Below are 14,222 nucleotides of genomic sequence, written 5' to 3'. Positions count from 1 at the left end.
TGTTAATTCGCGATTCGCGAATCGCGAATTGAAAAATGAAGTAAGAATGAAAAAACACAATGGGATGCGTCCCCAAGACATAGCAGTGCTATTAAAGATAATAGCCTTGAAGCATGATGACTGGAGGAATTCAGACATAGCATATTCATTGCAAATAAGCGCATCTGAAGTGACAGAAGTATTAAATAGATGTAAAATAGCAGGATTAATTGATGCTAAAAAAAGAAAGGTACACATTAACTCGTTTAAGGAGTTTTTGATTTACGGATTAAAGTATGTTTTTCCTGCCGAACCAGGTGCTGTTGTGAGAGGAATTCCAACAGCACATTCCGCATATCCAATTAACGAGCAGATCTCATCGGGGAATGATGTTTATGTATGGCCTTACGCTAAAGGTGAACAACGAGGACAGGCGATAGAACCTCTTTATAAAACTTTACCAGCAACCGTTCAAAACGATAATATATTCTATGAACTCCTTGTAATTATAGACACCATACGAGTTGGGCGCACAAGAGAGATAAAGATAGCTATAGATGAACTTGAAAAACGGTTGCAACATGCTTAGTACCAATATTATGATGCTACAAACAGTAGCCAATGGTTTAGGAGAACTAAAAGATAATATAGTATTTGTTGGGGGTGCTGTGGCTGAACTATATGCAAATGATCCTGCTGCCTCAGATATTAGACCAACACTCGATGTAGACTGTGTAATTGAATTAAACTCAAGAATTGAACATTCAAGATTGGAAGAAAAATTAAGAGCAAAAGGTTTTGCACACGATACTTCAATAGGAGCACCAATTTGCCGAAAGATTTATAAGGGTATTAAAGTTGATGTAATGCCAGCCGATTCAACTGTACTTGGATTTAGCAATCAATGGTATCATGAGGGAATTGAGAATAGAGTATTAAAAGCACTACCTAATGGTATCGAAATATTTGTATTTACTCCAGAGTACTACTTAGCCTCGAAATTCGCTGCACATAGAGGTAGAGGTGGAAATGACTTAAGACAAAGTCACGATTTTGAGGATATTATTTACATACTGGATAATTGCCTTGAGGTATTAAACAGTATCAAAAATGCTAATCAAATCGTAAAAGCATATTTAAAGAAAGAATGCCAAGATCTATTGAGAAATGAAGGGTTAACTGAGGGTGTTGAAAGCGCTTTGCCTTTTGATTCAGATTCTGATAGAACAGGTTTTATTGAGAACTTAATAATGAATATTGCAGGAATTGAATAATGGAAAGAAAACCTAAAGATATGTCACGTGATAAGAAGATTTAAATATTTATAAATCAGGTATTTACACAATTTTTTAAGCAAAAAGTTATGAAACCAATTGAAATAAAACGTTTATGGTTTTTCTTCCTGATTTGCAGTGTATTACTTTTTTCATGTAGTAAGGAGTCAGAAAAAAACCTAAACACCCGCACCTACAGAATGGGTTTTCAGAGTTCAGCACCTCGAATTGAGTTTGATTTGGTAATTCAATCGTTGCATTTATGGGAGCAGCGAGCCGATGCTGCAATGATTACAACCGAAGTCCCTTGGGATTCCTTGTATAATGGAATGTCGCCAGTGACCTATGTAATTAATAATTATAAAGGATTGGTGGATTATTATCGCACCAAAAATTTCAAGTTGTGGGTCTATATCGATCCTGCTAATGGACTAAATCGTGGATCGGATGCGCTTGAACTAGTGGCTCGCCATAAGAGCATTACTCAGCCCGATGTACAGCGTTTATACAGGCGTTTCGCTTTTGTTATGGATAGTGTTTTGCGCCCAGAGCATATGGGACTTGCATTGGAAACCAATCTTATTCGTGGGGCTTCACCCGATTCAATATACCAAGGAGTAAAAAAGGCAGCTAACGATGCCTCAATCGAAATACGTGCTTATGATACTCATGTAAAGTTGAGCGTGAGTATTCAAGTGGATTTTGCATGGGGAAAGTTGGGTAATGGCACTTTCAATTCAATTGCTCAAGATTTTACTGATTTCCCCTTTATTGAAGAGTTAGGCATGTCATCATACCCGTATTTCGGATTTGATAAACCGCAGGATATTCCTTTGGATTATTATTCCAAATTGGTGATCGGGAAATCATTGCCAGTTTTTATTTCCGAAGGGGGTTGGTCTTCGGCAACGGTAAATAATTTTACTGGTACACCAGAAAAACAGCGTGATTATATTTATCGGCACGCTCAATTACTTGATCAGGTGAATGCCATTGCTGTGTTTCAGCTAACATTTACAGATATTGATGTTTCAGCATTACCACCTAATGTGCCTTCGAATATTACCTTGTTTTCATATATGGGTCTGGTGGATAAGGATTTTAATCCAAAACCTGCGCTTGGGGCATGGGATGCCATTTTTAAGCGTTCATATTCTGGGAAGGAGTAAAAAAATAAATTTAAATTATTGTAGCTATTCAGCAATAAAAAAATATCTCACGCAAAGTCGCTAAGCCGCAAAGAATATAAGATAGATGAGGAACAAAGTTAAACTCAATTGAAATATTATGATTAAATCGCACCAATTTGAACATAATACTTGTGCGCAAAGGGAAAAAACTTTTAGTTTTTTCTCCCTAGCGAGCCTTGCGACTTTGCGAGAATCTTAAAAGACCTCAGAACCTTGTTAGTTTTCAAAGAAAGTACTTGCCAACGTATATTCCTGAGTAGTTACAAATTATTTAATAGTGAAGATATCATAATCCAATTTGGGAATCAGATTAAGTTCGCTTGAGCGTTTGAATAGTTCTATGATCGCATCTTTACCTTTAGTTCCTAAATCAATTGAATAATCATTTACATAAAGTTGAATATGTTTGTACATCACTTCCTCTTCCATAGCTTGAGCATATTTTCTAACATACGGATAGGATTCTTTTGGGTAGGAGAAAGCATGTTCAATACTTTTTCTGAGTAGTTGATTTATTTTGATTTTGATGTTATTAGGTAAACTTCTTTTAACTGCAATTCCACCTAAAGGGATTGGTAATTTTGTTTGCTCTTCCCAGTACTCTCCAAGATCTATTATTTTCTTAAGTCCCTTTTTCTCATAGGTAAATCTATTTTCATGGATTATCACACCTGCATCAACCTCATTTGATAAGATAGCCTCTTCAATATCTGAAAAAAGATAAACTTTCTTGTTTTTTGCTTCGGGGAAAGCAATTGTAAATAGCATATTTGCAGTTGTTTCAAGACCAGGAATTGCAATTTTAGCATGTTTTATTTCATCGGGGTAAATGAGCCTACGGCTAATTACTAAAGGACCCACACCGTTACCCAATGCACTACCAGAGTTTAGTAGTTGATATTTATCGCATACTTTCGCAAATGCATTAAAACTTATTTTAGTTATATCGGCAACCCCATCAAACGCTAACCGATTTAGTTCATCGATATCCGCAAGATGAATATCAAAGGTGAAATCATTGTTGGCGATCCGACCATTTACCAACGCATCGAACATGAATGTATCGTTTGGACAAGTTGAGAAGCAAAGTTTTAACTTCATGTTTTTATCTTTCTATATCAAATAGTTAACAATCTGAGGTAATGCTGTTTATTAAACGTCTCACTTCGTGTGTTAGATTATTAATAGAATTTTTAAAATCCCATTTCGACCTATCCCTTGGTTCTACCATGTTTGAGATAGATCTTAAGCATACAAACTTAATATCCATTAGTCTACATACGTAAAACACGGAAGCACTTTCCATTGTTTCAACATCTGCATTCCACCGCTCTTTAATTTTACGAATTATCTCCTCTGAGCCGCTAGCAGTTGAAAGAGTAACTCCTTTTACCAATGGTAATTTGATTTCAAACAAAGCGTTTTTTAGCCATGGATTATTTAACGTATCACCCAAAAATGGAAACTCATCTTTTGCATTAATATTCACATCACATAACGACTTGAAAACGCCCCTGTCGTCAATTCCATAATCACCAAAAGTATCCTCATTAATACAAACAACAGAACCTATGGAATAAATGGGATTGTATGAACCTGCAATTCCTATATTTATAACAAGTTGATAATTTTCCACCACTTTTGTTAAAAAAAAAGTTGTTGGAACAGCACCAACACCCGTGACCAAAACATCAACATCATGATTAAATGGCTCTTTTACTCTTATAGGAATACCTTTTTTTACATCAAGCCCCGTCGCTAAACCATTCTCTTTTGCTGTAGCTGAAACAATAAGTATGTTCATTTTAAACCTTTTTTAATATGGTCTTTCAAAGTAATTAAAATTAATTAGGGCTATAATTTCATTCCGAAAGATATAGTTTTTTAACTTTATAGCCTATCAAATCATTAGCTATGCCAATTTCTTATATCACCCGAAGGGAAAGATTTAATGCTGCACATAGGCTGTTTCGAGAAGAACTATCCGATGAGGAAAATTACAGAATTTATGGTAAGTGTTCGCATCCAAACTGGCATGGACACAATTTCGAACTTTTTGTAACTGTTAAGGGTGATATTGATAAAAAGATTGGTTATGTGACTAATCTAACTAATGTTAGCAAGTTGATTAGAGAACTAATAATTGATAAAATCGATCATAAAAACATAAATCTTGACGTTGATTTTATGCGGGGTAAAATTGCATCAACTGAAAATCTCGCTGTTGCATTTTGGGATGTATTAATGCAACCCATTGAAAATTTAGGCGTAAAATTGCACTGTATAAAAATTCAGGAAACAGAAAATAATTATGTTGAATATTTTGGTGAATAGTTATTTACATCCAAAATAATATTGATTTTTAAGAGTCTTTAAGTTTAATTAATATTGCTATTCAAACTATAAAGCAAAAAATCCACTTACTTTGTAACTCAAATTAAATTAGTGAATCTATATGGAAATTTTTGATGACGAGGAGAATGAATTCGAAAATAATGGTTACTCCAAAATAGAGAAGTGGAATCCAGAGACCACTAAAAAATTAGCAGAACACCATAAATCTATACTTGAACTCTTAGGAGAAGATCCTTCTCGTGAAGGATTACAAAAAACGCCATTGCGCGTTGCCAAATCCTTGCAATATCTTACTCAAGGTTATCATGCGGATCCTCATGAAATGCTTAAAAAAACAAAATTTAAGGAGGATTACCCTCAAATGGTTCTTGTTAAGGACATTGATCTTTACTCTATGTGCGAGCATCACATGATTCCATTTTATGGAAAAGCTCATGTTGCCTATATACCCAATGGGTACATCACTGGTTTAAGTAAAATTGCTCGTGTTGTTGAGGCGTTTTCACAAAGATTGCAGGTTCAGGAAAGGCTTACAATGCAGATAAGGGATTGTATTCAGGATACATTAAACCCAATTGGTGTTGCAGTGGTTATTGAGGCAGCACACATGTGCATGCAGATGAGAGGCGTTCAAAAACAAAATTCAGTAACAACTACCTCTGCATTTACGGGTATATTCCTTTCCGATATTAAAACCCGTGAGGAGTTTATTCATTTAATTGGAATGAAATTACATTAGGTTTTAACTTTTGTTTGACAATAAAAAAGCCCCGAAAGGGGCTTTTCAGTTATTATTGCTTTACAAACTTCCTTATAAACTGACCCTTCTTGATATTACCCTTTATGATATAAATACCGCTTTCCATATTCTGGACGGGTACGCTATATCTTGTTTGTGCTGGGGTATAGTTGCCTACCACCCTACCAGCAATATCAAAGATCATTAACCTATCGATACTGGTTTCACTCTCAATAATTAGGTAATCATTGACCGGGTTGGGGTAAATATCAACCAAATTGCTAATATCAATTGGATGATCACCCGTAAGGGCAGATAATTTGAATGACGCAGCCTGATAAACCTGTAAAGTAGTGCTATTCTGAACAAACACAACTACCCTTGCATTAATAAATTCAGAAGATGAATTATCAATATTTACTGGTATCGATTGGCTTATGGTTTGTCCACTTACCCAATCACTTGTTGATATTAAAATACCTCCCGGATTTGGAATAAATTTGCGGAGCACATTATAGTAGTATACATTACCATCCAAAATGCTATCCTTGACAATTGCACAGTATAAAACAAGATTATCTCCAGTTAAATCCTTTAAGGCTTTTAATTCTAGGCTTACATTACTCGAAGTTACATTAAGTCCAATAGAAATCATTGGATCTTTGAGAGTTTCAACATCGATTGATTTTTCGTATTTCAATTTACTTGAAGCATCGACTAATTCCGATGAAGTTATACCGTTGGTAAATATATAGGGAACTTGACTAACTCCATAGTAGAATAACCTTGATGAAGGGCCTGCAGAATAATAGTTAAATAGAACATCCCCTATTGGGTTGCCGGTATGATAATGAATTGGAATTATATCCTCTTTTTTAAACTTTTCAATTTGTTTGATATAATTGTTTATTGAAGTATCTGCGGATACTGTTGAATTGGTAAAATACTCGTCTAGAACCAGCTGTTGCCTGTCACCGATCCAAACATCATCGAAAGCAAAACCGTTAAATGGTTTAATGTTATTCGCTTCGTTAGCATAAACAATTCTGAATCGAACATTAGATAAACCCTTTAGCGTATCTAGGTTATGGCGTGCGCTCTTCCAGCCAGTTTGAGTATCGGTGCTACTCCAGCCCGTTGACTGACCAGCTGGTTTACTGCTGATATTACCCGGATCAAACCAATTTATACCTTCGTTTGCTTGACCAACATTATTATCCTTATTATTTGTTTTCCAAGTAGTGCCACCATCGGTTGAGTACTGAAGCACAGCACCATCACGACCCGCTTCGGGAGCAGACCAGATGTTCATCTTTATCATTGGTTTTGTTAAGCCTCTCATATCGAAGCATGGGCTGATTACCTGTGAGTTTTCAACTTTCTGAGTACTAAAGCCAATATTTGTATACCAAGCATTTGAACTAACATCTGCTTTAAACACAGTTCCAGTTGGGATTCCAAACACCCAACTGGAGTTACCTCCATCTAAAATACTCTTTGCATTCCAGTTCTGAGTACCCGACTCAAAATTATCGGAGTAAATATGCTGTGGAAGGTCAAGGAATTTGATATAAGGCTGTATTACAACCTGTTTTTTAACAGAATCAATACATCCATCTTTTGTACTAATGGCAAGGGTCATGTTATACTTTCCTAGTCCAGAAAATAAATATTTAAGAGAATCTACATTGGTTGAAATTTGTGTATTGTTATACTTCCAAGTAGCAGTGCTGATCTCACCTCCAGATGAAACATTTGTAAATTTAACGGAGTCGCCAGTTAAGCAATCATTAATCCAATTAAAATCGGCTTTTGCGCTTACACCTACAGTAAAGTAATTAGTTAGTTCATCTTTGCAATCCTTTTCGGTTGTTGCGACTAGTTTAACAGGTTTTAAACCTGCAAAGGTATACTTGTATGTTGGATCTTTTAGTGTTGATCCATTGTCTGGTTCAAAATTCCAGTCCCATGTTATTGTTGAACCGGGTATATCTTCAGTTTCATTTTTAAAAGTTATATCTTTATTAATACCAGGACAAGAAGCAGCCAAAGAAAATTCAACCTTAGGAACAGAATTTACGGAAGTCTGCTTTGTTATGGATTGTATACAGCCCTTGTCTGAAGTAAATGTATAGGTTATTTCGAAAGATCCAGTATCGGCTATACTTGGAGTAAAGGTAGCATAAAGAGGATTAAATATAAATGAGTTAGGATTTACACTATTTACTCTGTTTCTAATAATTGAGTAAGTATTTTCACCGTTCATTACTCTATGAGTTCCTAATACTTGCACTGGTGCATTATTCTTACAATAATTGCTACTCAAGTCAAATGAGACAATTCCAATGGAATCAATAAATACACTCTTTACTATTTCGTATGGAGTTTTATTTATGCCGGTACCAATGTAATATTTGTACTTAATTATATCTGTTCCTGCACCCGCTTTATTAATACTATAATTAGCAATATGATCTGAGGTTTGAGTTAAAGCATTCTTAGTACTTGTAAAAGCAAAATCATATCCAATTGCAGGGTCGCATGAGATGTCAAAGGCTTCATTGCTGTAGCAATAACTATCCGCCATATTTGCACTACCAACCTTAATTCCTGCATTTGCTTTATATACTTTTGTGTTATGAGTTATGCTTCCAGAACAACCATTTTCAGTTAGTGTGTAGGTTATTGGAATATCAAATCCAATTTTGGATGCATATAAAGGGAATATTGTATTACTTGAAATAATTTCACCCGAGTAACTTCCATTGGCGGGAGGATTTAAGAAAATTGGAGTTTCATCAAAATTGTAGTTGTCTTTGATAGTGAAATCTGGTGTTGGTACTGGATTAACTATTGTTGTGTGTTCTTTGGGCGTTGATTGGCAACCCTCAGGAGTCTCGTAGTAGTATGAAATTGTTATCGTGGAGCTCAATGGAGCAGAAGATGGTGAAAATGTTGCCGAATTTGAATTAGCCACTGTTGAGAAACCAGTTGATGAACACGAGAAATGACCAGTACCTACTGGTAAATCACCAACAAGAGTAATGGGCTCACTGTTTTTACAATATTTATCAGAAAGAGGACCAAAATCAATGGTTGTACTTACACGAACAATAGTAATGGTTTCAGTAGTACTCAAAGTGGTTCCATCTTCAGTATAGGTATAGGTTATATCATGGTTCCCAGTTGAGAAAAGTTTTGGATCAATAATAATACTATGCGGTGTAGTAGCGTAATCGTCCCATTCCACTCCTTTAGTAGCACCAGTTACTGAAAAACTTTCGGCAGTAATAGCACCCATACCAGTAGCTGTAATAACATGGGTCGCTTCAGTTGCTGAAACGCAATAACTTTTATTCGAACTTAAACCTGTTAAAAAAGCCTTTGTACCTGTTACTTGAATATTAAAAGTGTTAGTACTTGAACAACCAGTACTACTATTAGTATAAGAATAAGTTATAGTTTTAACAACAGGAGTAGTCGTTACCCCCGCTAATGAAGGGTAAAAGTATGCAAATCCACCAGTTGAGCCAACACAATCACCCGTAAAAGTTCCCCCAGTTGGTGAGGTAACAAAATCTATTAATCGGTAGGCGCTAGCCAGTTTATTAATTGTTAAGCCAGGATTCAGTGAATTAATGAATGTAATTGAAGGCAAGGCATTCTCTGTGATTATTGCTTTTACGGATGAGTTAGTTGTAGCAGAATTAGTTGATCCATCTACAAGATTAGTGATAATATAGGAACCACTTGCAACACTTATAACTTTGCTATTGGCATATAAATTATTGATTGTGGTACTCGTTCCAGAACCATCGTCTTTATCGTTGTATGTAAATGTAAATGGTTGTTTGCCAGTAAAAGTAAAGGTTACATCTAAATTAGCTGCTCCTACACAGCGTGAGGAAGTTCCTGAAATTGTATAAGTAGGTCTTGTCGCGTAAATACTTTTGCCAATACTAGTATAACTATAAGGATTACTTGTGTTACCAGCTCCATCAGCTATAGTAATACTACTAAGTTGTAATGGGGTTACTTGATCGGCATCCCCTTCCTGAACAGTATAGGTTGCCGTATATGTACCTCCACCATTTGTAGTTGTCCATGTTAAAGGTTTGCTATTATAGGTAGATGGCGTAACAGCTAAACCTGTTTCAGCTATTGCTGTAGTTAACGTAAATACTATTTGATCGCCTATCTTTAAAATTCCAGCACCGGTTGCATCACTTGTAAAAGAGGATATTTGAGGTGTACTTGAGTTTAATGTTAAAGTACCCCCTACTACTGTAGCAGATGTTAAGGCAACATTGGTATTACCAGCATAATCCTTTAATAACAAATTCACAGGTAAAGTTGCTACTGAACTAAGTTGGTCATCTCCTTCCTGAACCTGATAATTAATAGTATAAGTATTGTTGTTATTGTTAATTAAAGTTTGAACTTTACTATTAACACTAATGGTTTGTCCAGTATAAGTTTTATCATCAGAGGTGATAGTTACAGGGATTGTACTTCCAACTTTATAAATACCAAAAGGAACAGTTGCAGATATTGTTGGCGATAAACAATCAACAGTTACGCTTGAGCCATTAGTGGTAGAAGTACCGGTTGTTCCGCTGTTATCGGATAAATCAATAATTGGTATACTAAAAGTAATTAATCCTTGTGCATCTAATGCAGCAACAGTTCTTGTGGCTGTCCAGTCTCTTGGACCTCCAGTAACCGAAGCATTACCTAAATTTGTTCCGACAACTGGAGTTTTAATATCCTCATTGGTCTTAAATGTTAGAGTAACGATTTCACCTTCTTTTGCAAAAGCAGGTGTAATATTATTCGATGATATCTTAACTTCAGTCAGAATTGGTGCCGTTTTATCAAAGGTTATTGATGTATTAGTAATTTGTGCAGTATTTCCTGAGAAATCTTTACAATCAATTGTTATGTATAATGCTCCTTCAGCATCACCGCTTAACATTGTATAGTTGGCTGTCCAATTATTTCCACTTGGATTGGTAACTGAAATATTTTTCCCGTTTAGTTTAATGGCAACACCCTCAATCGCTTCGCTTGCTGTGAACGACATAGAAATCAAATTCCCAACCTTAGCCTGTGTAGTAACAATATTGTTGGATAGTATACTAACACTTGACAAAACAGGACTTGTTTGATCAAAGGTGACGCTAGACCCATTTGTAGAAGAAATAACTTGAGTACCAATATTTCCAGCAAGATCAGTAAAATTAATAGTGAAAGGAACGATACCTGCAGTATTTGAAGATAGCATAGTGTAAGTTGCTGTCCAGCTATTATTCGATCCAGCAATAGTAGCATTATTCCCTTCAAACTTAATATCACCAGCATTTATTACAAGATTCTCTGATCCAGTAATAGTCAATGTGACAATGCCACCAACACCAACCTTATTAGTATTAACATAATTTGATGAAATACTAACAGAACTTAATGTTGGAAGTGTTCTATCAAATATTACTGAAGTAGAAGCGTTAGAAACCTGTACTCCTGCATTACCAGGTTTGTCGGTAAAATTAATTGTAAATGGTATAGTTCCCTCTGCATCTGTTCCTGTCATAATATAAGATGCAGTCCATGTTTTATCGCCATCACTACCTGTTGCTATTACAGTATGCCCAGCAATAGTAACTACAACATTTGCTAATGCTTTTGCAGAAGTGAAATCAAGGGTTATAATATCTCCAGATTTTGCTAAAGCGATATTAGTATTATTTGATTTTATGGTTGTTGTTGATAATGTTGGTGCGGATTTCAAGAAAGTAACATAACTCCCATCGGTAACAGAGGTAACGTTGGCATTATTCCCTGCTAAATCCTGAAATGAAATATTAAATGTAATATCTCCTTCAGTATCACCATTTACCATTATATATTTTGCTGTCCAACTATTTCCACTCACAAAACTGATTGATGCCACATTCCCATTAATTGTTGCAGTTGGAGTTTGAATGGTTTCTGATGATGTAAAACTAACCGTAATTTCATTCCCGGGCTTAGCAAATGCAGGATTCGCATTATTGGATTGAATATGAACTGTGGTTAAAGTTGGTGGTGTTGCATCCATTGTCCAAATAACATTTGCACCAGACATTAAATCGTTACCATAAAAATCTTTAATTCCAGTACCCGTTGCTTTAAGCTTTAATTCGTAGCTACCATCGGTCAATGTGTTATAGACTGTAAGGTCTAATGTGAAAGAATTTGAATACCATCCACCATAATCATAATCATGAGTAAAAGTAAACGGAAGGCTATTATCAAGCGGAACATTAGTTGTTCCGTTTCTTGTAAGTGTAAAGTCGTCCCAAGTAACCTGAGCGGCTTTTACATACTTATCGAAATCTAAGTTCACTATTCCTACCCTTGTATTTCTTGGAGATGAAATTGCTTGAAAACTAGGAGTAGGTTTCGTTGAACCATATTGGATATTTGTATTTGTTACAAAGGAAACAGGGTTTCCTAAAAGATCTTGGTATTCAATTTTAATGCTATAAACACCTGTATCGTATAAATAATTATTTCCATTCCCCGATGCAACATGAATATTATTAACAAGATCTTCACCATTGAGCATGGTGGTATGCTCTCCAGATGTTTCAAAATCAGATGTGAATGTAACAGATCTATCAGTAGCGGATGGTCTTATGAAAGTCATCTTTACAGTTCCACTTTTGGCGACTTCTGGTAGAGTAAACTTTATTTCTACATCTTTATTTATAAATGAATTGCTTGCGGGTAACGTAAGTGTTGGAGTTTGGGTTGTAATATCAATTACAATTACAAAACTACCACTAGTTGACCAGTTTCCAGCTGCATCACGTTCCTGAACATAAAGAGTGTGGCTTGCTTCAGTGAGATTTGTACCAGGTGTATAACTTAAAGATGTTGTAGTAGTTGCGCCACTGGTAAGATCACTATCGTCAAGTTTATAGCGAAATGTCCCGTTACCACCACCTCCGCCAGCAGACCAACTCCATGTTGGGGTTTGATCGTTGGTTGGTGTAGTACCTGTAACAGAAGGAGCATTTGGTGCTGTTTTATCTATAGTTAGAGTGATTATTGCAGATGCTGTTGGCCCATTTCCTGCCTGATCGGTTTGGCGTGCCAATACGTTGTATGTTCCCTCTGCCGATATGGTTACTGCGCCAGAGTAAGCCGTCCATAGTCCCCCGTTATTGGTTGAATATTCTATGGTAGCACTAGCCTCGCCGCTGACCGTAAAAATTTGATCGGTATTATAGCTGCCCGCTGAAATACCTGAGATGGTTGGTGCTGCAGGGGCTGTTTTATCTATGGTTAGGGTGATTGCTGTAGATGCTGTTGGCCCATTTCCTGCCTGATCGGTTTGGCGTGCCAATACGTTGTACGTTCCCTCTGCCGATATGGTTACTGCGCCAGAGTAAGCCGTCCATAGTCCCCCGTTATTGGTTGAATATTCTATGGTAGCACTAGCCTCGCCGCTGACCGTAAAAATCTGATCGGTATTATAGCTACCCGCTGAAATACCTGAGATGGTTGGTGCTGCAGGTGCTGTTTTATCTATGGTTAGGGTGATTATCGCAGATGCTATCGGCCCATTTCCTGCCTGATCGGTTTGACGAGCAAGTACGTTGTATGTTCCCTCTGCCGATAGAGTTACTGCGCCAGAGTATGAAGTCCATAAGCCCCCATTATTAGTTGAGTATTCTATAGTAGCACTAGCCTCGCCGCTGACCGTAAAAATCTGATCGGTATTATAGCTGCCCGCTGAAATACCTGAGATGGTTGGTGCTGCAGGGGCTGTTTTATCTATGGTTAGGGTGATTGCTGTAGATGCTGTTGGCCCATTTCCTGCCTGATCGGTTTGGCGTGCCAATACGTTGTACGTTCCCTCTGCCGATATGGTTACTGCGCCAGAGTAAGCCGTCCATAGTCCCCCGTTATTGGTTGAATATTCTATGGTAGCACTAGCCTCGCCGCTGACCGTAAAAATCTGATCGGTGTTATAGCTACCCGCTGAAATACCTGAGATGGTTGGGGCAGTAGGGGCTGTTTTATCTATGGTTAGGGTGATAACCGCAGATGCTGTTGGACCATTTCCTGCTTGATCGGTTTGACGAGCAAGTACGTTGTATGTTCCCTCTGCCGATAGAGTTACTGCGCCAGAGTATGAAGTCCATAAGCCCCCATTATTAGTTGAGTACTCAATAGTAGCACCCGCCTCGCCGCTAACTGTAAAGGTCTGATTGGTGCTGAAATAACCTGCCGAGATACCTGAAATGGTTGGTGCAGCGGGGGATGTTTTGTCGAATGTTACGGAACTTCCATCCGTTGTACTTGTTACTTGTGCTACCATTTCAGTATAATCTATAGTAAAAGCAATGGCTCCTTCGGAATCTCCTCCTACCATTGTATATGTAGCAGTCCAATTATTCCCAACGTTTGTTAAATTTCCCCCAGTAATGTTATGTCCAGATATAGTAACCACTACACTGCTAATTGCACCTGATGAAGTAAATGTTAGTGCAATATTATCACCAACTTTTGCTAAACTTGAAGATGCATTATCTGATTGGATATGAACAGGTGTAAGCGTTTCAGTTGCAAATAGTGAGATGCAATTTAATGATACTATTACTATAAGTATCAAAAGTTTTTTGAGTTTCATAGCCC

The 14,222-nt window shown here is 36.8% G+C and carries 8 protein-coding genes; 5 read left to right on the top strand and 3 right to left on the bottom strand.

All coding sequences use genetic code 11. The annotated features are described in order from the left end of the window. Positions 1–64: 64 nt before the first annotated feature. The 3 genes from HOO91_08075 (at position 65) to HOO91_08065 (ending at position 2,422) form a co-directional block, all read left to right on the top strand. A complete protein-coding gene (locus HOO91_08075; protein NOU17500.1) occupies positions 65–568 on the top strand; it encodes a hypothetical protein in 504 nt (167 codons plus the stop codon). Beyond that, positions 537–1,253, top strand: coding sequence for a nucleotidyl transferase AbiEii/AbiGii toxin family protein (locus HOO91_08070; protein NOU17499.1), 717 nt, complete (start codon positions 537–539; stop codon positions 1,251–1,253). Before HOO91_08075 ends, HOO91_08070 begins: the two co-directional genes overlap by 32 nt. 89 nt (positions 1,254–1,342) lie before the next feature. Next, positions 1,343–2,422 carry a hypothetical protein gene (locus HOO91_08065; GenBank protein ID NOU17498.1) on the top strand — a complete coding sequence of 360 codons (1,080 nt, stop codon included), beginning with the start codon at positions 1,343–1,345 and terminating at the stop codon, positions 2,420–2,422. Positions 2,423–2,710: 288 nt separating this feature from the next. On the opposite strand, the gene HOO91_08060 is transcribed toward HOO91_08065, so the two are convergent. Together HOO91_08060 and mqnB are read right to left on the bottom strand one after the other, a co-directional pair. Beyond that, the gene (locus HOO91_08060; GenBank protein ID NOU17497.1) at positions 2,711–3,544 is read right to left on the bottom strand and encodes a 1,4-dihydroxy-6-naphthoate synthase; all 834 of its coding nucleotides are present in this window, start codon (positions 3,542–3,544) and stop codon (positions 2,711–2,713) included. Between the two features lie 25 nt (positions 3,545–3,569). Further along, a complete protein-coding gene (gene mqnB, locus HOO91_08055) occupies positions 3,570–4,247 on the bottom strand; it encodes a futalosine hydrolase (protein NOU17496.1) in 678 nt (225 codons plus the stop codon). A gap of 116 nt (positions 4,248–4,363) precedes the next feature. Here mqnB and HOO91_08050 point away from each other — a divergent pair, with 116 nt between their 5' ends. Both HOO91_08050 and folE read left to right on the top strand, forming a co-directional pair. Beyond that, on the top strand, positions 4,364–4,777 hold the full coding sequence (locus HOO91_08050; GenBank protein ID NOU17495.1) for a 6-carboxytetrahydropterin synthase: 414 nt from the start codon (positions 4,364–4,366) through the stop codon (positions 4,775–4,777). A gap of 121 nt (positions 4,778–4,898) precedes the next feature. Beyond that, positions 4,899–5,537, top strand: a complete 639-nt coding sequence (gene folE / locus HOO91_08045) for a GTP cyclohydrolase I FolE (GenBank protein NOU17494.1) — start codon at positions 4,899–4,901, stop codon at positions 5,535–5,537. 52 nt (positions 5,538–5,589) lie between these two features. Here the strand turns inward: folE and HOO91_08040 are convergent, their stop codons facing one another. Beyond that, entirely contained in the window at positions 5,590–14,217 is an 8,628-nt protein-coding gene (locus tag HOO91_08040) for a T9SS type A sorting domain-containing protein (GenBank protein ID NOU17493.1), read from the bottom strand. Between the last annotated feature and the right edge of the window lie 5 nt (positions 14,218–14,222).

The organism is Bacteroidales bacterium (assembly GCA_013141385.1).
GTDB lineage: Bacteria > Bacteroidota > Bacteroidia > Bacteroidales > Tenuifilaceae > UBA8529.
This window is presented reverse-complemented; position numbering and strand designations above follow the sequence as displayed.

What these genes read in the sequence shown, in the direction of transcription:
- HOO91_08060 (NOU17497.1), bottom strand. Translation starts at nt 3,544, where the DNA reads ATGAAGTTAAAACTTTGCTTCTCAACTTGTCCAAACGATACATTCATG.
- HOO91_08040 (NOU17493.1), bottom strand. Translation starts at nt 14,217, where the DNA reads ATGAAACTCAAAAAACTTTTGATACTTATAGTAATAGTATCATTAAAT.
- HOO91_08070 (NOU17499.1), top strand. Translation starts at nt 537, where the DNA reads ATGAACTTGAAAAACGGTTGCAACATGCTTAGTACCAATATTATGATG.
- HOO91_08065 (NOU17498.1), top strand. Translation starts at nt 1,343, where the DNA reads ATGAAACCAATTGAAATAAAACGTTTATGGTTTTTCTTCCTGATTTGC.
- mqnB (NOU17496.1), bottom strand. Translation starts at nt 4,247, where the DNA reads ATGAACATACTTATTGTTTCAGCTACAGCAAAAGAGAATGGTTTAGCG.
- HOO91_08075 (NOU17500.1), top strand. Translation starts at nt 65, where the DNA reads ATGCGTCCCCAAGACATAGCAGTGCTATTAAAGATAATAGCCTTGAAG.
- folE (NOU17494.1), top strand. Translation starts at nt 4,899, where the DNA reads ATGGAAATTTTTGATGACGAGGAGAATGAATTCGAAAATAATGGTTAC.